Origin of the sequence: Janthinobacterium fluminis (assembly GCF_028595325.1) — a bacterium.
Taxonomy (GTDB): Bacteria; Pseudomonadota; Gammaproteobacteria; order Burkholderiales; family Burkholderiaceae_D; genus Janthinobacterium; species Janthinobacterium fluminis.
Window position 1 is genome coordinate 1,157,227 of sequence record NZ_JAQQXR010000001.1, and the last position, 18,497, is coordinate 1,175,723.

An 18,497-nucleotide genomic window follows, 5' to 3' on the forward strand; every position below is an offset into this window, starting at 1 on the left:
GACAGACCACGATTTTCGGGAAATACTTTCCCGAAAATCGTGGTCTGTCCCCGCCGTCCAGCGTCAGGTTTGCTGGCCGGCGTGGCGCCGCAACAGCAGTTCATGCACTTTGCGCGCCAAATCTTCGCGCCGGTATGGCTTGCTGAGCAATTCAACGCCCGGCTCCAGCCGGCCGCCGTGCATGATGGCATTTTGCGTGTAGCCGGAGGTGAACAATACTTGTAGCTGCGGCAGCAGCAGTTTGGCCTGGCGCACCATTTCGGGGCTGCGCAGTTCGCCCGGCATCACCACGTCGGTAAACAGCAGGTCGATCGGCACGCCGCTCTTGACGACCGTTAGCGCGCTCATCGCCGTGTTCGCCTTGAGCACCGTGTAGCCGAGGCCGCGCAACATGTCGACGACGGCCGTCTGCACGTGCACATCGTCTTCGACGACGAGGATGGTTTCGCTGCCGCCCAGCACCGGGCCGCTCAGCGCGACGCGCATGTCGGCCAGCGGCTCAAGCGTGCGAGGCAGGTAGATTTCGAAGGTCGAGCCTTGGCCGGCCCGGCTGTGCACCTTGATGTGGCCGCCACTCTGTTTGATGAAGCCATACGCCATGCTCAGGCCCAGCCCCGTGCCTTCGCCCTCTTTCTTGGTGCTGAAGAAGGGCTCGAAAATCTTGTCGAGGATGTCTTGTTCCATGCCGTGGCCCGTGTCCGTGACGGCCAGCCGCACATACTGGCCCGGCAGCACCTCGGGCTGGCGCGCGTCGGCCGCCAGCGTCACGTTGCCCAGCTCCAGCGTCAGCTTGCCCTGGCGCTGCATCGCGTCGCGGGCGTTGATCGCCATGTTCAGCAGCACATTTTCCAGCTGGTTCGGGTCGATCAGCGCATGCCAGAGGGCCGCGCCGACGATGATCTCCGTCTCTATCATGTCGCCGATGGCGCGGCGGAACAGCTCCGCCGTGCTGCGCACCAGCCGGCCCAGGTCGGTCACGAGGGGCTTGAGCGGCTGGCGGCGGGCAAAGGCCAGCAGTTGCGAGGACAGCTTGGCGCCCCGTTCGACGGCCGAGATCGACGTTTCCACGCGGCGCATGGCGACGGCGTTGTCGCCGACGGCCAGTTGCAGCAGTTGCAGATTGCCGGAAATAATTTGCAGCACATTGTTAAAGTCGTGTGCGACGCCGCCCGTCAGCTTGCCGATGGATTCGAGCTTCTGCGACTGCAGCAGGGCTTGCTCGCTGCGGGCCAGCGCCAGGCGCGCCTCTTTCTCGTCGGTGATGTCGCGTCCTATGGCGTGGATCAATTCCTGCGAACCGGCCGCCGTCCAGGAAATCCAGCGGTAGGAGCCGTCGCAGTGCAGGTAGCGGTTTTCGAAGCGCAATGTCGGCACGCCCTCCTCCAGCTTGCCGAACTCGCGCAGCGTGTCGGCGCGGTCGTCGGCGTGCACCAGCTCAAGGAAGTCCATGCCCAGCGATTCGCCTTCTTTGCGGGCAAGAATCGACGACCAGGCCGGATTGACGGCGATAATCATGCCGCTGAAATCGGCGACCAGCATGATATCGGTCGACAACTGCCACATGCGGTCGCGGTCGGCCGTGCGGTTGGCCACTTCGATTTCCAGCGAAAAATTCAGATAGGCCAGCTTCTCGGCCGCGTTCTTTTGCTCCTGGATATCGGTGTTGATGCCGACCCAGCGCAGCACGGCGCCGTTGCGGTCGCGCACGGGCACGGCGCGCACGAGGAAGCGGCGGTAACTGCCGTCGGCGCCGCAGCGCAGGCGAAATTCCTGTTCGTAGACTATTCCGCCGGCGATCGCGGCCCGCCAGGCGTCGACGGCGCCGGGCAGATCGTCGGCGTGCACGATCTTGCGCCAGTCGTCGGCGACGTGCCGCCCCGGCACGGCCCCCGTGTATTCATAGCCGCGCTGGTTGGCCCAGTACACAGTGCCATCCTGGCGCGCCAGCCAAGCCTGGTTCGGCATCGCCTCGGCCAGCGCGCGGAATTCCGCCTCGCTCTCGGCGATGGCCTCGGCCGCCTGGCGCCGCTCTATCGTGTGGGCGCAGGCGCGCGCGGCCACGTTGAGCAATGCCGTCTCAACCTGGGTCGGATGCTTCGGCGTGGCGAACATCAGGCCCAGCACGCCGAGGATGTGGCCCTTGGCACCGAACACGGGCGCCGCCCAGCAGGCGCGCAAGCCATGCAGCAAGGCATCCTTGCGGCCGTCGGTCCAGGTCTGGTCCTGCGCGATATCGCTGGAAAACACCGGCGCGCCGGAAAACGCGGCCGCGCCGAAGGGGCTGGTGCGCGGGCCGATGCTGCTGCGCAGCAGCGCCGGGGCGTAGTCGGCGGCGAGGCTGGGCGCGACCAGGGCCGTGAAACGGTCGGCCGCGTCCAGCGACAGGATGCAGGCGTGCACGACGTCATCGGACTGCGCTTCGACGGCCTGGATGATCTGGGCCAGAGCGTGCGCCAGCGTGGCGCCGGCGGCAATGCTGGCCCCGGCGGCGTGTTCGGCGTCGAGCAGACTGATGATTTTGTTTGCGTGCACAGTAAAGAAAGGTGGGTTGAACTGGCGGATATTACATGATGCGGCCGGAAGATGATTTTCCGCAGGATCAATCAAATCCATGCTATCCGATGGGCCTGATTATAGGGTGTTACTAGTTGCCTTGTCGCAATTTTTCATCAAAACCAGCGATGCCGGCGCATGGCGCTTGCGCAACGCTCCAGCTTGCGGGTAAAGTTCCCCGCACCTAGCCCTTCCACGGAGCCGTATCGATGAACACAAGCACGCATTCCCCGGGCGTCGTTGCCGCGCCGATGACGCTGGACGACTACCTGGCGCTGAGCGGCCCGGCGCCGACGGCGCGCATTCCCTATGGCAGCGCGGCCTCGCAATTCGTCGAGCTGTTCCGCCCGGACGGTGCCGGCCCCTTCCCCGTCGCGCTGCTGGTGCACGGCGGCTGCTGGACCGTGGCCTTCGGCGGCATGCGGCAAATGCACAATGTCGCCGGCGCGCTGGCCGCCGAAGGCATCGCCGTCTGGAGCGTCGAGTACCGCCGCGTCGACGAGGAAGGTGGCGGCTATCCCGGCACCTATCAGGACATGCACGCGGCCATCGCCCTGCTTGAGGCCGAGGCCGCCACCTACCAGCTCGACACCAGCCGCATCGTGGCGATGGGCCACTCGGCCGGCGGGCAACTGGTGCAGTGGATCGCCGGCCGCGCCAGGCTGCCGGCCGGCAGCCCCCTGTATCGCGGCGACTTCCTGCCGATCCGCCACATCATCAGCCTGGGCGGACTGGCCGACCTGCGCAACGAGCAGGATTTGATCAAGTCGAGCTGCGACCGCGACATGCTGCAGTTGACGGGTGTCGCGTGCGCGGCGCGGCCGGACGTCTTTGCCGACACCAATGCCGCCGAGCTCATGCCAAACGGTAGCGTGACCATGCTGATTACTGGCGAGCTTGACACGGTGTCGCCGCCGCGCGCGGCGCACGACTACGCCCGCCGCGCGCATCTCGCGGGCGACCGTGCCGACGTGCTGATTTTGCCCGGCGCGGGGCATTATGACGAGATCGCGGCCAGTTCGGCGGCGTGGCAGTTGATCTTGCCGGAGGTGCGCAAGGCCCTGGGGATGGCGGCGCAGGGGCGCTAGCGCGAGCCGCCGCGAAAAGACCGGACCCCAGCGGAGTCCGGTCTTCCATCCGGGCCTCAGTGGCCCGCGCGGCTCGGCGCGGCCACCTGGTCCAGCACGTGCTTGGGCACGGCGGCGTAGTGCTTGAACTCCATCGTGTAGGTGGCGCGGCCCTGGGTCAGCGAGCGCAGCGTCGTCGAATAGCCGAACATTTCCGCCAGCGGCACCAGCGCGCGCACGATGCGCCCCGCCCCGCCGGGGATGTCGTCGACGCCCTGCACCATGCCGCGCCGCGCCGTCAAGTCGCCCATCACATTGCCCATGAAGTCTTCCGGCGTCTCGACCTCGACTTGCATCATGGGCTCCAGCAGCACCGGGCCGGCGCGGCGCATGCCTTCCTTGAAGGCGATCGAACCGGCCATGCGGAAGGCGTTTTCGTTGGAATCGACGTCATGGTAAGAGCCGAAGGTCAGCGTCACCTGGACGTCGACCACCGGATAACCGGCCAGCACGCCCGACTTCAGCGTTTCCTGCACGCCCTTGTCGACGGCCGGGATGAACTCGCGCGGCACGACGCCGCCCTTGACGGCATCGACGAAGGCATAGCCGCTGCCCGGCTCGCGCGGCTCCAGCGTCAGCACGACGTGGCCGTACTGGCCGCGCCCGCCCGACTGCTTGATGAACTTGCCCTCGACCTCGTCGACGACGCGGGTCAGCGTCTCCCGGTACGCCACCTGCGGCTTGCCGACGTTGGCGTCGACGCCGAACTCGCGCCGCATCCGGTCCACCAGAATTTCCAGATGCAGCTCGCCCATGCCGGAAATGATGGTCTGCCCCGACTCCTCGTCCGTGCGCACGTGGAAGGACGGGTCTTCCTGCGCCAGCCGGTTCAGCGCCATGCCCATCTTCTCCTGGTCGGCCTTGGTTTTCGGCTCGACGGCCTGGGAAATGACGGCTTCCGGGAACACCATCTTCTCCAGGATGATGATGTGCTCGGGCGCGCACAGCGTGTCGCCCGTCGTCACGCCCTTCAGGCCGACGGCGGCCGCGATGTCGCCGGCGTAGACGTCCTTGATCTCCTTGCGCTCGTTGGCGTGCATCTGCAAAATCCGCCCCAGCCGCTCCTTCTGCTGCTTGGTCGGGTTATAGACCATGTCGCCCGAATGCACCGAGCCGGAATAAACGCGGAAAAAGGTCAGCTGGCCGACGAAAGGATCGCTCATGATCTTGAACGCCAGCGCCGCGAAGTGCTCGTCGTCGGCCGGGTGCCGCTCGATTTCCTCGTCATGTTCGCCGTGGCCGACGATGGGCGGCACTTCCAGCGGCGACGGCAGGTACTCGACGACGGCGTCGAGCATCGCCTGCACGCCCTTGTTCTTGAAGGCGCTGCCGCACAACATCGGCACGATCTCATTGCGTATCGTGCGCAGGCGCAGGCCCAGCTTGATCTCGGCCTCGCTGAGCGCCTCGCCGTTCAGGTATTTCTCGGTCAACTCCGGCGTCGCCTCGGCGGCCTGCTCGACCATATTCTCGCGCCACTGGCGGGCCAGCGGCAGCAGGTCCGGCGCGACGTCGGCGTAGCTGAACTGCACGCCCTGGCTGGCCTCGTCCCAGACGATGGCGCGCATCCTGACGAGGTCGATGACGCCCTGGAAATGCTCCTCGGCGCCGAGCGGAATCTGGATGGGCACGGCCGTCCCCTTCAGGCGGTCGCGGATCTGCTGGCGCACGCGGAAGAAATCGGCGCCGACCCGGTCCATTTTATTGATGAAGGCGATGCGCGGCACGCCATACTTGTTCGCCTGGCGCCACACGGTTTCCGACTGCGGCTGCACGCCGCCGACGGCGTCGTAGACCATGACGGCGCCGTCGAGCACGCGCATCGAGCGCTCGACCTCGATCGTGAAGTCGACGTGGCCGGGCGTGTCGATAATATTGATGCGGTGCTCGCCGAGGTCGCCGGCCATGCCCTTCCAGAACGCCGTCGTGGCGGCCGACGTGATCGTGATGCCGCGCTCCTGCTCCTGCTCCATCCAGTCCATCGTCGCCGCGCCGTTGTGCACCTCGCCAATCTTGTGGCTGACGCCAGTGTAGAACAGGATGCGTTCCGTGGTGGTGGTCTTGCCGGCGTCGATGTGGGCGCTGATGCCGATGTTGCGGTAACGCTCAATAGGTGTTTTGCGAGTCATCACAATCTCCTTAGGCCACGGCACGGACGAGTGGAGTGGTGTTTAAAGTGTAACAGACTATGTTTTATCGTGTGACGCTTGCGCCGACAAGCTGGGGACAGACCACGATTTCCGGGAAACATTTCCCGGAAATCGTGGTCTGTCCCCAGCTGGGATATACTGCGGCGGCTTCGTCTTCCACGCATTGAAAAGCACACATGAATACGCACGCAAGAAAAATATTACTGTCGTCCTTGCTCATTTCCCCCGCGCTGGCGCTGGCCGGCGAACTGGAACAGCAGATGTTGCGCTGCGCCGTCATCGGCGACGCCAGCGCCCGCCTCGGCTGTTTCGACGCGTTGACCAAGACCGCCGAGGCGATCATCATCGCCACCGGCAAGGGCGTCGCCGAGTCGGCGGCCGAGGTGGCGCTGAGCGTGCCCGCCGTGGCCTCGGCCGAGGCGGCGCCGCCGGAATCGCCCATTTCCCGCACCGTGCAGCGCTGGGAGCTGGACGACAATGCCAAGCGCGGCTTGTTTTCCTTCCGCCCCCACCGCGACAACTATATGCTGCTGGCCAACTACAGCACGGCCTCGAACGACAATCCCTTCCGCGGCTTCACGCCGGCCGGCATCAAGTCGCAGCACGTCGAACTGACCTACCAGCTCAGTTTCAAGATGAAAATGGCCGAGCGCGCCCTCAGCACGCCCGTCGACATCTGGTTCGGCTATACCCAGCAAAGCTTCTGGCAAGCCTACAACCGGGCCGCGTCCAGTCCTTTCCGCGAAACCAATTACCAGCCGGAAGTGATGGCGGTGCTGCCCATCGGAAAGAAATTCGCCGGCCTGGACATCCAATACCTGAATTTCGGCCTGGTGCACCAGTCGAATGGGCAAACCTCGACGCTGTCGCGCAGCTGGAACCGCCTGTACGCGGAGCTGGGCGTGGACCACGGCAACTTTGCGCTGGCGGCGCGGCTCTGGCAGCGCCTCGACAATGCCAAGTCGAACAACGACAACATCGACATCACCGACTACCTGGGCCACGGCGACGTCCGCGCCACCTACCGCAACCACGGCCACGAGTTCTCGCTGACGGCGCGGCGCAATTTCAAGAAGCGCCATGGCGCGCTCCAGGCCGGCTGGGCCTTCCCGCTGTCGACCAACCTGAAAGGCTATGTGCAATTGTTTTCCGGCTACGGGCAAAGCCTGATCGACTATAACTACGCGCAAAAGTCGCTGGGCGGCGGCTTCCTCATCGATTTTTGAGGCGAATGCTTATCCGGGCGCGGGCGCCGGGCGGCTCAACGTCCCGGATTGCCGCCCAGGACGCGGGCCGGCAGCATGACGATGGCGCGCAATAATTCAAAGACGGCGTCGACGCCTATGCCAAGCAGACGGAACGGCAGCAGAATAAGCCAGAATACGGGATAGAGGATGAGGGCCAGCAAGGCGAGCGGCCAGCAGACTAGCAGAAGCAGCAACCACAGGATGAATCCAACCATGGCCAACTCCGGGGGGAAGACTGCGCGGGGCAGATAATGTGCGGAGCAAGCCTTGCTTGCCCCGCTACTGCAAACACTATATAAAAGCGGGCCTTTGCGGACAAGTGCAGTGCGACGAACTGCAATATCGGGCGACCAGTTGGCGAAAAACGGGTATGAACGGCATTTCGGAAAATAAACGGAAACCCCGTCCCGGACTCACTGACCCAGGCAAATGATCTTCGTGATGTACTCGTGGGCGTTGGATTTTTTCTTGCCGGCCCAGTCGATGGCCTGCTTCGCCTCGGCGATGGTCATCACGGTGGCCTTGTCCTTCGACTTGATGAAGGAGACGCCCTCGAAGACGCCCTCTTTGCTGCGCATCACCTTGGCGAACACGGGCGGCTTGGTTTCCGCGTCGCTGATTTTGTTTTGCTGCACGAGGTAGCGTTGGTCTTTCTGTTCCATATAAAGCGATCTGTCTGAGATGGGAAAAGACGAAATATACCCCGCCGCAGGCCCGCTGCGTGGGGTTTTTTTACATGGAAGGCGAACAATGCGGCGGGCCGGGCGCCCGCCGCCGGGCCGGAGCGGCCGTTTTAGGCGTAGGCCGGCACGCTTTGCGGCGCCTGCAGTGCGGCGTCGTAGACGACGCTGGCCTGGATGGACGCTTCCAGCGAGGGGATCGAGCCGCCGGCCCGGTACTGGAAGCTGACTTGCAAGACGTCGCCGGCGTTGACCTTGAGGGGCGAGGCCAGCGGCAAGCTCATGTAGTGGTTCAGCCAGTCTATCGTCGTCGAGCGCTCGGCCACGACGGCCAGGATGTTTTTTGTCACGAAACGCAGGGAATTGAGGGTGCCGCTGCGCTCGATGACGAATTTGCCGTTGAAGCTGAAGCAGGAATCGGTCGGCTGGTTGAAGTCGATGATGCTGTAGACGGCCGGCGGCGCCAGCTCCTGCACGCCGGGATGGATGGCCGTGGTTTCCTGAAATTGCACGATAGGCGCGTAAAAACCCTCAAAATCGTATTCCTGCTGCATAGGCTGGACCGCCATGATGACCGCCTCGGGCAGGAACACGGGCAGCGGGCCGCCGAAGCGCTGCAGATAGCGGCGCTTGAACGATTCGATGACCTCGACCTGCTTTTCGCGCAGCATGCCGACATGGATCATTTCGCAAATGACAACATCGACGGGCTCGGGCGGCAGGTACTCGAAGGCGTCGGCGTGGACGACCTCGACCTTGTGGCCGTTCGGGTTGATGGCCAGCATCTTGCGCGCTTCCTTGACCATGTCCGGGTTGAACTCGACGCACCAGACCTTGTCCGCCTTGGCCGCCGCGAACCAGGACAGCACGCCCGTGCCGCCGCCCAGTTCCAGCACTTTCATGCCGGGCTTGACAGCGTAATCGATCGCCGACTTGAACCCGTGCATGCGGTTCTGGTCCATCAACATATTGTGGTGGTAATGGACGGGGATAAATTGCCCCAGATAACAGCTCTCGATTTCTCGTTCATTCAACATAGTCATTCCTTTGGATGGTCGGCCCACGTCCGGCGCGTCAGGCCGCTCGGTCTTGTCGTTCCAGAAAGCGGCGAAATCACAGGGGCTGCGCGAAGGACGGCGGCAAAACAGCCTGCGCTTGCGTTGATCGTTCCGGCCCATGTACTTTCCTCCGCTTAATTCGACACCACCATTATCGTAAATAGTGACCAGGAGCAAAGCTGTGAGGTGGGCGGCAATCACACGCCAATTCGGCGCTTGCGGGGAAGAGGTGGAACGGCGGCCCGCCGGGCCGCCCGTGTCAGCGGCCGGACTTGGCCTTCAGGTGGGCGGCGATCATCTCGGCGACATAGCCCTTGTCGGTGGCCAGCGAGAATTGCGCGGCCGTCCAGCCGTGCGCGCTTTTCAGCGTGGCGTCGGCGCCCTCGTCGAGCAGCAGCCGGACCGTGCGGTCCTGGCCCTCGCGCGCGGCGAGCATCAGCGGCGTGATCTTGGTCGGCGATTCCGCGTCGATGTAGGCGTGGCGCTCCAGCAGCACGCGGACAATGTCATTGTCGCCGGCGGAGGCGGCGTAATGCAGCGCCGTCCAGCCGGTCTGGTTCACCTGCGCGCCCTTGGCCAGCAGGGCCATGACGGCCGGCATATTGTGTTTGTACGCAGCCATCATCAGCGCCGTGTCGCCGTTGCCCGAGCGCGCCTCCAGGTTGATGCCGGGCTGCTCCAGCAGCAGCATGAAGACGCGCTTGGCATCCTCGCGCAGGGCCAGCACCATGCCGGGGTCGCCGCGCTGCGGCTCGGTCTGGTTCGGGCTCATGCCGGCGGCCAGCAGCTCGCGCATCGTGCTCACGTCGTCGATCTGCGCCGAGCGGGAGAAATTGCTGAAATCGGCGGCGCACGCCCCCACGGCGGCGGCCAGTGCCAGCAAAGCCGCGGCGCGCCGCGCGAAGGTCATCTTGAACATGAGGAAATCACCGTGCCAGCTTGAATAGATTGAAGAAATTGTCGGTCGTCTGGCGCGCCACCTGGGCCAGCGGGATGCCTTTCAGCGCCGACAGGTACTCGGCCACATGGGCCACGTAGCCCGGCTCGTTCATCCGGCCGCGGAACGGCACCGGCGCCAGATACGGCGCATCGGTTTCGATCAGGATGCGCTCCAGCGGCACTTCCAGCGCCACCGCCTGCAATTCCTTGGCGCTTTTGAAGGTCACGATGCCGGAAAAGGAAATGTAAAAGCCCATGTCGATGGCGGCCCTGGCCACGTCGAGCGACTCGGTGAAGCAATGCATGACGCCGGCGACGCCGCCGTCGCCGCTGCCGGCGCCCTCTTCGCGCATGATGCGCAGCGTGTCTTCGCTGGCGGCGCGGGTGTGGATAATCAAGGGCTTACGCGTGATTCTTGATGCTTTGATGTGGGTGCGAAAGCGCTCGCGCTGCCACTCCAGGTCGCCCGTCAGGCGGAAATAGTCGAGTCCCGTTTCGCCGATGGCGATGATTTTCGGATGCTCGGACAGGCGCACCAGCGTGTCCACGGACGGCTCGGGCGTGTCTTCATAGTCCGGATGCACGCCGACGGAGGCGAAAATGTGCGGATATTGCTCGGCCAGCGCCAACACTTGCGGAAAGTCAGGCAGGTCGACCGACACGCACAGCGCATGGCTGACCTTGTTCTCGGCCATTTTGGCGAGGATCTCGGGCATGCGAGCGGCCAGCTCGGGGAAGTTGATGTGGCAATGGGAATCGATATACATGGCGCGATTGTACGCGAGCGGCGCGGCGCTCGCCAGCGCCGGCGCCGCGCTACAGGGTGTGGGTGGCGCGCGAGGAGCGCAGCGCAGCGCCGAGGATTTCCTCGATGCGCAGGCGGGCGCGCTGGCCGCTTTCGTCGTCGGGGAATTGGACGCCGATGCCTTGCGCCTTGTTATTGTTGGCGCCGGCCGGGGTGATCCACGCGACCTTGCCGGCGATCGGGTATTTGTTGGGGTCGTCCATCAGCGCCAGGATCAGGTAGATCTCGTCGCCGATCTTATAGGGCTTTTGCGTCGGCACGAACATGCCGCCATGCTTGATGAATGGCATATAGGCGGCATACAAGGCAGCCTTCTCCTTGATCGCCAGCGACAGCACGGTGGGCCGTGCGATCGGCACGGCGGTCACGTCGGTTGGACTGCCCGTCATTCATTTCCTTTCAAGCACAGCAGGCCGCATAGTCCAGCAACATATCCTCCAGAAACAGCTTGGGCGACAGCGGATGCTCGGCAATCGCCCGCCTGTCATTGGCGCTCTTGAGCGCCGCCATCAGCCGGGCCAGGTGGATTTTTCCGGCCAGCGCCGCCAATTCCCTCTTGTAACGCGGATAGTAACGAATGTTTCCCGCCAGTTTGTACGAAAAGACGTCATAAAGCCAGCGTTGCAAGCAAGACACCAGCAAAGCGGGCGGCGCCTTCTGCAATTTATCGGCCGTTTTCAGCGCGCCTTCAATGCTCGGCTGCGCCAACAACTGCAGCAGCGCCTCCGTCTCCTCGCGTCCGCCGCCCGTCTCCGCCTGGGCCAGCGCCGCCAGCGGCGCCCCGCCCTGCTCGCGCAGCCAGCTGTCGGCGTCGGCCAGGCCCTGGGCCTTCAGCCAGGCCAGCGCCTGCTCGTGGGTCGGCATCGGCAGGGCAAACTTGCGGCAGCGCGACAGGATGGTCGGCAGCAGCCGGTCCAGGCTGTTCGAGGCCAGCAGGAACACGGTGCCCGGCGGCGGCTCTTCCAGCGTCTTCAGCAAGGCGTTCGAGGCCGGCGTGTTGAGCGCCTCGGCCGGGTACAGCACGACCACGCGCAGCCCCTGGCGGTGCGTGGAAATGTTCATGAAGTCGGCCAGCCCGCGGATCTGCTCGATCTTGATGTCCTTGGACGGCGCCTTGCTCGATTTGGACTTCTTGCCGCCCTCGGCCTCGGCGTCGTCGCCTTCGACCTCGTCCTCCAGCGCCTCCGGGCGCACGCGCCGGTAATCGGGGTGGTTGTGCTGGGAAAACCAGCCGCAGGACGCGCACTGGCCGCAGGCGTGCTGGTCGGCGCGCACATCCTCGCACAGCAGGGACTGGGCGAAGCGCTCGATAAAGTCGGATTTGCCTATCCCGGCCGCGCCATGGAAGAGGATCGCGTGCGGCATGCGCGCGCGCAGATGCTGCAACTGTTGCCAGGCGCCCTCTTGCCAAGGATAAAGTGGACTGCTCATCATCTGGATTCTTTTTAAAACAATTACTTAGAGTGGATTTTTAATGCGAAACGTCGGGGACGGCCCCGGCGACACCCGTTTCCAGCAAGGCCGTCAACAGGGCCGCCAACTGCCGCTCGATGGCCGCGATCGGCTGCGTCGAATCGATCACGCGGGTGCGCCCGGGGAACTGGGCGGCGCGGCGCAGATATTCCTGGCGCGTGGCGCCGAAGAAATCGGCCTGCTCCTGCTCGAACTTGTCGAGCGAACGGGTGGCGTCGAGCCGCGCCCGGGCCACCTCCAGCGGCACGTCGAACAGCAAGGTCAGGTCGGGCTGCAGGGCCGGATGCACCCACTGCTCCAGCGCCGCCAACTTGTCCAGGTCGAGGCCGCGGCCGCCGCCCTGGTAGGCGAAGCTGGCGTCCGTGAAGCGGTCGGAAATGACCCAGTCGCCGCGGGCCAGCGCCGGTGCGATCACCTGGGCGATGTGCTCGCGCCGGCTGGCGAACATCAGCAGGGCCTCCGTTTCCAGATGCATTTTTTCATGCAACAGCACATCGCGCAGCTTTTCGCCCAGCGCCGTGCCGCCCGGCTCGCGCGTCGTCACCAGCGCGACGCCGCGCGCGCGCAGGAAATCGGCGACGAAGCCGATGTGCGTGGATTTGCCCGCGCCGTCTATGCCTTCAAAGGTGATGAAGCGGGCCGGGGAGGTGAAAACTTGTGTCATGAAACCTGTTGCCTATCGTTGATATTGATTCACTGCCCGGTTGTGGTCGGGCAGGTTGGCGGAAAACTGGCTGGTGCCGTCGCCGCGCGCGACGAAATACAGCGCGTCCGTGCGGGCCGGCGCCAGGGCCGCCGTCAGCGACTGCACGCCCGGCAAGGCGATCGGCGTCGGCGGCAGGCCGCCGCGCGTGTAGGTATTGTACGGGGTGTCCGTTTCCAGGTCGCGCTTGCGGATCTTGCCCTCGTACCTGTCGCCCATGCCGTAAATGACGGTCGGGTCGGTCTGCAGCAGCATGCCGATCTTCAGGCGGTTGACGAAGACGCCGGCAATCATCGAGCGCTCGGACTTCTGCCCGGTTTCCTTTTCGACGATAGAGGCCATCGTCAGCGCCTCGTAGGGATTCTTATATGGCAAGGCCGGATCGCGCTTTTCCCAGGCCTCGTTCAGGCGCTGTATCAGCATCGTGTGCGCCTGGCGGAAAATCTGCAAATCGCTGGCGCCCTTGGCGAACAGATAGGTATCCGGGAAGAACAAGCCCTCGGGCCGCTGGTAGGCGGGCGTGATCTTGGCCATCAGGGCCAGGTCGCTCAGCTCCGCCGTGTCGTGCTTGAGGCCCTTGTGGGCCGCCATCGCCAGACGCATCTGCTTGAAGGTCCAGCCCTCGATGATGGTCAAGGACTCCTGGACGAACTCGCCGCGCGCCAACTGCGTAATCAGGCGCATCGGCGTCGTGCCCGGCTTCAGCTCATACGAGCCGGCCTTCAACTTGCCGCTCTTGGCCGTCACCCGCGCCAATAAATTGAACAGCAGCGGCTCGATTGGCACGCCCGCCTCGGCGATTTGCTGGCCGGCGGCGTGGGCGCCGCTGCCGGGGACTATCGTAAACTCGATCGCCGCCTCGTCGCCTTCCGTAATCGGCTGCTGCGCCCAATAGGCAAAACCGGCGCCGGCCGCCACCGCGGCCACCATCGAACTAAGAAAAACTGTTTTAATAAAAGCCATCTGTAAGATTCAAGTTGTTATTCCTGCCGGCAGACCTGGGGCCTGTTTTGCGTGATACTCGGCGCGATGTTCGCGACATCACTATAATGAGCCCGTAATGATAATGCCTTAATCGTCAAACCATTGGAAATTATGAATAACTGGAATCAATTTTTATTGCTGCAGGGCGCGCGCGCCAGCGATGGCCGCGTCCACGACTTCGGCGCCGCGCTCAGTGCGGACGATCTGGCGGCCGGCTTTGTCGCCCCGATCACCGACCTTGGCCTGATCGCCGCCAGCGGCGACGACGCCGCCAGTTTCCTGCACAGCCAATTGACCAACGACGTCGAGCACCTGGGCGGCGCCGAAGCGCGCCTGGCCGGCTACTGCTCGCCGAAAGGCCGGCTCATGGCCAGCTTCTTGATCTGGCGCAATGATACGTCGATTTTCCTGCAACTGCCGCGCGATATACAACCGCCGCTGCAAAAGCGCCTGCAAATGTTCATCCTGCGCGCCAAGGCCAAACTGCACGACGCCACCGGCGACAGCGCCAACGCCGTCATCCTCGGACTGGGCGGCGCCAAGGCCGAGGCCATCCTGGCAAACTGCTTCGGCGCCCTGCCCGGCGCGCCCTACGCCAAACTGGAGCAGGCGGCGCACGGCACCCTGATCCGCGTCGCCGACGCCTTCGGCGCGCCGCGCTACCAATGGCTGATGTCGGCCGAGACGGCGCAAGCGGTCTGGCCGACGCTGGCGGCCAGCCTGGCCAAAGGCGGCAACGACGCCTGGCGCCTGGCCGAAGTGCACGCCGGCGTGCCGCAAATCGGCAGCGGCACACAAGAACAATTCGTGCCGCAAATGGTCAACTTCGAACTGCTGGGCGGCGTCAACTTCAAAAAAGGCTGCTACCCCGGCCAGGAAATCGTCGCGCGCAGCCAATACCTGGGCAAACTCAAACGCCGCACCACCCTCGTCACCATCGCCGGCACGGACGCCCAGGCGGGCGCCAAGGCGGGGGACGAAGTATTTGCCGTGGCCGACCCGGCGCAACCGTGCGGCATGATCGTCAACGCGGCGCCGAACGGCATGGGAGGCGTTGACGCCCTCGTCGAAATGAAACTGTCGGCCATCGAACAAGGCACGGCCGAAACAGGCGGCGTCCGGCTCGGCTCGGCGCAAGGCGCGCCGCTGCGCTTCCTCGCCATGCCCTACATACTGGACGCGCTCGACCTGTAAACCCGCGACCATGACCGACCTCTACATCTACTACCAGGTGCGCGAAGAAAACGCGGCGGCGCTGCGCGACATCATCACGGCGCTGCAAACGCGCCTCGGCGCGCAACACGGCGTCGCCGCGCAACTCAAACGCCGCCCGGAAAGCAAGGACGGGCTGCAAACCTGGATGGAAATCTACACGGCCACGACGGCCGGCTTCGGCGCCAGCCTCGACGCCGCCGTGCGCGCGGCGGGCGTCGCCGAACTGACCGCCGGCGCGCGCCACAGCGAAGTATTTACGGACCTCACCCCATGTGCCTGATCGTATTTGCCTGGAAAGTCATCCCCGGCGTACCGCTCATCGCCGCGGCCAACCGCGACGAATACTACGAGCGCGCCAGCGCGCCGGCGGCCGCCTGGCCCGAACACCCCCAAGTCTACGCCGGGCGCGACCTGCAAGCGGGCGGCAGCTGGATGGGCATCACCCGCGAAGGCGCGGCCGGCTCACGCTTCGCCGCCATCACCAACATCCGCAGCCCGCGAGACCGGCGCAGCGACGCCCCCTCGCGCGGCACCCTGGTGGCCGACTACCTGGCCGGCGGCATGACGGCGCCAGAATACATCGCCCAACTCGAAGCGGGCGAACAACACTACAACGGCTACAACCTCATCCTGGGCGACCGCGACACCCTATACTGGTACTCCAACCGCGGGCAAGACGACGCCCGCAACGGCCGGCCGCTCGAACCGGGCATCTACGGCCTATCGAACGCCCTGCTCGACGCCCCGTGGCCGAAAGTCCTCAAAACCAAAGCCCAATTCGCCAGCCTGCTATGCCAGGGCGCGCCGGACGAAGCCTACTTCGAAATGCTGGCCGACACCACCCGCGCGCCCGACCTGCGGCTGCCGGAAACGGGCGTACCGCTTGACCTCGAACGCATCCTCTCCGCCGTGCGCATCGAAACGCCCGGCTACGGCACCCGCACCTCCACCGTCGTCAAACTCTACGCCGAGGCGCCCGGCGAACTCCACGAACTATTCATCCAATAAACATTGGGGTCAGGTCTAGACATGACGGTTTTACCCAAAACAACTTTGGGGTCAGGTCTAGACATGGCGGTTTTGAGCGCAAAAAACCGCCATGTCTAGACCTGACCCCATTGTTGCGTTTAAAAAACCGTCATGTCTAGACCTGACCCCATTGTTGGGTTAGGGGAAGGTGCGGCTCATTTCGATGTGGGCGATGCCCGCTTCCTGGAATTCGGTGCCGCTGGCGGTGAAGCCGTGCGCTTGGTAGAACGGCGCCGCCACCGTTTGGGCATTTAGGACGACGCGGGTGTCGCCGCGCTCGCGCGCTTTGTTCATGAGCGTTTGCAGCAGGGCGCCACCGAGGCCAAGGCCGCGGGCGATTTTGCGCACGGCCATGCGGCCGATGTGGCCGTCCGGTAGCAGGCGGCCCGTACCAAGGGCGACGCCCGCGCCGTCGTAGGCGACGGCGTGCAGGCTCAGTGCGTCCATGTCGTCGAGTTCGATGTCGGCCGGGACGTTTTGTTCGTCGACGAAGACTTCGAAGCGGATCCGGCTGGCGTCGGCGCGCATGGCGTCCCAGTCGCCGAGGCGGATGGTGGTTTGCTTGGTGTCGGTCATGGGCAGGAATTTGGCTAGGTATTGTTTATTGTCGCACGCCCGGCCTCAGCCTTGGCCGTCCTTCAGGCCGGCGCGCAGCATGTCGCGGATGTGCGGCGCCGCCCGATAGGGGTCGGGCGGATTGTTTTGCGTGATGATGGCTTGCATTTGTTCCTGGACGCCGCCCAGGGCCTGCGGGTGGGAGTAGATGTAGAACTGGCCGGCGCGGATGGCGTCGAAGGTGATGGCGGCCACTTGGGCCGCCGAGATTTTGCCCGCTGCGACGGCTTTGTCCGTCATGGCTTGCGATGCCCTTTGGCTGGCCGTCGGCCGGGCGCTCGCGCGGACGTCGTCGGGCCGGTTGCGCTGCGATTGGTGGATGCCGGTCGGTACGAAGTACGGGCACAGCACGGAGGTGCCGATCGGCGCGCCCACCAGTTGCAGGTCGTGATAGAGGGTTTCGGCCAGGGAGACGACGGCGTGCTTGGAGACGTTGTAGACGCCCATCGCCGGGGCGTTCTGCAGCCCCGCCATCGAGGCGGTGTTGACGATGTGGCCTCGGTAGGCGGGGTCCGCTTTGGCGCAGTCGAGCATGAGCTTGGTGAAGATGCGCACGCCGTGGATGACGCCCCAGAGGTTGACGCCCAGCACCCATTCCCAGTCGGCCTCGCTGTTTTCCCAGATCAGTCCGCCCGAGCCGACGCCGGCGTTGTTGAACAGCAGGTGGACGGCGCCGTGCCGCGCCATGGCGGCGTCGGCCAGCGCCTGCACTTGTTCGCTTTTGCGCACGTCGCAGGGCAGCGCCAGCACGTCGGCGCCGGCCGCTTCGAGCGCGGCCTTGGCCGTGTCGAGGGCGTCCCGCTGCACGTCGGCCAGCACCAGTTTCATGCCCAGGCCGGCGGCAAGCTTGGCGAATTCCAGGCCCAGGCCGCCCGCGCCGCCCGTGATGACGACGACTTTGCCGTGGAAATTGTCCATTTAGATGAGTTTCACAAGTTGTTTGCCGAAGTTTTTGCCGTGCAGCAGGCCGATGAAGGCTTGCGGCGCCGCCGCCAGCCCCGCCGCGATGCTTTCGCGGTAGCGCAGTTTGCCGCCGGCCACCAGCAGGCCCAGTTCGGACAGGCCCTGCGGCCAGTATTCCATGTGTTCGGTGACGATGAAGCCGCGCAGCGTCAGGCGGCTCGTCAGCAGGAAGCGGAAGTTCTTGATCGACATGTCGCTGCCGTTGTAGCCGGCGATCAGGCCGCACAGGGCGATGCGGCCGAAGGCGTTGGTGCGCGGCAGCGCCGCGTCGAGGATGGGGCCGCCGACGTTTTCGAAGATCGCGTCGATGCCGTTCGGCGTGGCCGCGGCCAGGTCGGCCAGCAGTTGGCCGGCCTTGTAGTCGACGCAGGCGTCGAAGCCCAGCTCGTCGACGACGTAGGCGCATTTCTCCGGCCCGCCGGCGACGCCGACGACGCGGCAGCCGCGCAGTTTGCCCAGTTGGCCGACGACGCTGCCGACGGCGCCGCTGGCGGCCGTGACGACGATGGTTTCGCCGGCCTTCGGCTGCATGATCTGGTTCAGCCCGTACCATGCGGCCATGCCGGGCATGCCGACCGTGCCCAGGTAGGCCGACAGCGGAATGTGGCTGGTGTCGACCTTGCGCAGCATGCAGCCGTCGGTGACGGCCACCTCGGTCCAGCCCAGCACGCCGACGACGAAGTCGCCGACGGCAAATTTCGGGTGGCGCGAGGCGACAACCTGGCCGGCCGTGCCGCCTATCATCGTTTCATTGAGGGCCTGCGGCGCCGCGTAGCTTTTCGCCTCGCTCATGCGCCCGCGCATATACGGGTCCAGCGACAGGTAGTGGTTGCGCACCAGCACCTGGCCGTCGGCGATGGCCGGCACGTCCTGCGTTTCGAGGCGGAAGTCGCTGGGTTTGACTTCGCCGCGCGGTCGCGCGGCCAGTACGATGCGTTGATAACTTGTCATGGTGT

General features: G+C 64.9%; 19 protein-coding genes. 5 read left to right on the plus strand and 14 right to left on the minus strand.

Translation table 11 applies throughout. The features are described 5' to 3' along the window. Positions 1-63 precede the first annotated feature (63 nt). A complete protein-coding gene (locus tag OIK44_RS05065) occupies positions 64-2,532 on the minus strand; it encodes a PAS domain-containing protein (RefSeq protein ID WP_273669610.1) in 2,469 nt (822 codons plus the stop codon). A 230-nt stretch (positions 2,533-2,762) separates the two neighbouring features. Here OIK44_RS05065 and OIK44_RS05070 point away from each other — a divergent pair, with 230 nt between their 5' ends. Further along, positions 2,763-3,641 carry an alpha/beta hydrolase gene (locus OIK44_RS05070; protein WP_273669611.1) on the plus strand — a complete coding sequence of 293 codons (879 nt, stop codon included), beginning with the start codon at positions 2,763-2,765 and terminating at the stop codon, positions 3,639-3,641. A gap of 56 nt (positions 3,642-3,697) precedes the next feature. On the opposite strand, the gene fusA is transcribed toward OIK44_RS05070, so the two are convergent. Next, positions 3,698-5,809 carry an elongation factor G gene (gene fusA / locus OIK44_RS05075; protein WP_273669612.1) on the minus strand — a complete coding sequence of 704 codons (2,112 nt, stop codon included), beginning with the start codon at positions 5,807-5,809 and terminating at the stop codon, positions 3,698-3,700. A 197-nt stretch (positions 5,810-6,006) separates the two neighbouring features. On the opposite strand from fusA, the gene OIK44_RS05080 reads away from it, so the two are divergent. After that, positions 6,007-7,056: a phospholipase A gene (locus OIK44_RS05080; RefSeq protein WP_273669613.1), complete on the plus strand. Its 1,050-nt coding sequence runs from the start codon at positions 6,007-6,009 to the stop codon at positions 7,054-7,056. Positions 7,057-7,091: 35 nt separating this feature from the next. Here OIK44_RS05080 and OIK44_RS05085 read toward each other — a convergent pair whose 3' ends face one another. From OIK44_RS05085 to mltG, 9 genes are all read right to left on the minus strand, one after another. Further along, a complete protein-coding gene (locus tag OIK44_RS05085; RefSeq protein ID WP_273669614.1) occupies positions 7,092-7,292 on the minus strand; it encodes a hypothetical protein in 201 nt (66 codons plus the stop codon). Between the two features lie 198 nt (positions 7,293-7,490). Further along, positions 7,491-7,739 (minus strand): hypothetical protein, encoded by a 249-nt coding sequence (locus OIK44_RS05090; protein ID WP_273669615.1) that lies wholly within the window; start codon positions 7,737-7,739, stop codon positions 7,491-7,493. Positions 7,740-7,870: 131 nt separating this feature from the next. Further along, a complete protein-coding gene (locus tag OIK44_RS05095) occupies positions 7,871-8,794 on the minus strand; it encodes a class I SAM-dependent methyltransferase (RefSeq protein ID WP_273669616.1) in 924 nt (307 codons plus the stop codon). 280 nt (positions 8,795-9,074) lie between these two features. Then, on the minus strand, positions 9,075-9,734 hold the full coding sequence (locus OIK44_RS05100; RefSeq protein ID WP_273669617.1) for an ankyrin repeat domain-containing protein: 660 nt from the start codon (positions 9,732-9,734) through the stop codon (positions 9,075-9,077). 7 nt (positions 9,735-9,741) lie between these two features. After that, positions 9,742-10,521, minus strand: a complete 780-nt coding sequence (locus OIK44_RS05105; protein ID WP_273669618.1) for a TatD family hydrolase — start codon at positions 10,519-10,521, stop codon at positions 9,742-9,744. A gap of 49 nt (positions 10,522-10,570) precedes the next feature. Further along, on the minus strand, positions 10,571-10,948 hold the full coding sequence (locus OIK44_RS05110) for a PilZ domain-containing protein (RefSeq protein ID WP_273669619.1): 378 nt from the start codon (positions 10,946-10,948) through the stop codon (positions 10,571-10,573). A gap of 10 nt (positions 10,949-10,958) precedes the next feature. Then, complete coding sequence (locus tag OIK44_RS05115) at positions 10,959-11,990, minus strand: DNA polymerase III subunit delta' (RefSeq protein ID WP_273669620.1); 1,032 nt, start codon at positions 11,988-11,990, stop codon at positions 10,959-10,961. A gap of 40 nt (positions 11,991-12,030) precedes the next feature. Continuing rightward, a complete protein-coding gene (tmk, locus tag OIK44_RS05120) occupies positions 12,031-12,696 on the minus strand; it encodes a dTMP kinase (RefSeq protein WP_273669621.1) in 666 nt (221 codons plus the stop codon). 12 nt (positions 12,697-12,708) lie between these two features. Next, positions 12,709-13,698 (minus strand): endolytic transglycosylase MltG, encoded by a 990-nt coding sequence (gene mltG, locus OIK44_RS05125; RefSeq protein WP_273669622.1) that lies wholly within the window; start codon positions 13,696-13,698, stop codon positions 12,709-12,711. Positions 13,699-13,830: 132 nt separating this feature from the next. On the opposite strand from mltG, the gene ygfZ reads away from it, so the two are divergent. Genes ygfZ through OIK44_RS05140 form a run of 3 tightly spaced genes read left to right on the plus strand, consistent with a single transcriptional unit; the run spans position 13,831 to position 15,942 of the window. Next, entirely contained in the window at positions 13,831-14,913 is a 1,083-nt protein-coding gene (gene ygfZ / locus OIK44_RS05130; protein ID WP_273669623.1) for a CAF17-like 4Fe-4S cluster assembly/insertion protein YgfZ, read from the plus strand. 10 nt (positions 14,914-14,923) lie between these two features. Then, positions 14,924-15,214: a DUF4936 family protein gene (locus OIK44_RS05135; RefSeq protein ID WP_273669624.1), complete on the plus strand. Its 291-nt coding sequence runs from the start codon at positions 14,924-14,926 to the stop codon at positions 15,212-15,214. Then, positions 15,205-15,942 carry an NRDE family protein gene (locus OIK44_RS05140; RefSeq protein ID WP_273669625.1) on the plus strand — a complete coding sequence of 246 codons (738 nt, stop codon included), beginning with the start codon at positions 15,205-15,207 and terminating at the stop codon, positions 15,940-15,942. The genes OIK44_RS05135 and OIK44_RS05140 overlap by 10 nt, the downstream gene beginning before the upstream one ends. 159 nt (positions 15,943-16,101) lie before the next feature. Here the strand turns inward: OIK44_RS05140 and OIK44_RS05145 are convergent, their stop codons facing one another. The 3 genes from OIK44_RS05145 to OIK44_RS05155 are packed head-to-tail and all read right to left on the minus strand — an operon-like array spanning position 16,102 to position 18,492. Further along, a complete protein-coding gene (locus OIK44_RS05145) occupies positions 16,102-16,539 on the minus strand; it encodes a GNAT family N-acetyltransferase (RefSeq protein ID WP_273669626.1) in 438 nt (145 codons plus the stop codon). A gap of 45 nt (positions 16,540-16,584) precedes the next feature. After that, the gene (locus OIK44_RS05150; RefSeq protein ID WP_273669627.1) at positions 16,585-17,496 is read right to left on the minus strand and encodes an SDR family oxidoreductase; all 912 of its coding nucleotides are present in this window, start codon (positions 17,494-17,496) and stop codon (positions 16,585-16,587) included. Further along, positions 17,497-18,492 carry an NADP-dependent oxidoreductase gene (locus tag OIK44_RS05155; protein WP_273669628.1) on the minus strand — a complete coding sequence of 332 codons (996 nt, stop codon included), beginning with the start codon at positions 18,490-18,492 and terminating at the stop codon, positions 17,497-17,499. It abuts the gene before it with no gap. Positions 18,493-18,497 lie beyond the last annotated feature (5 nt).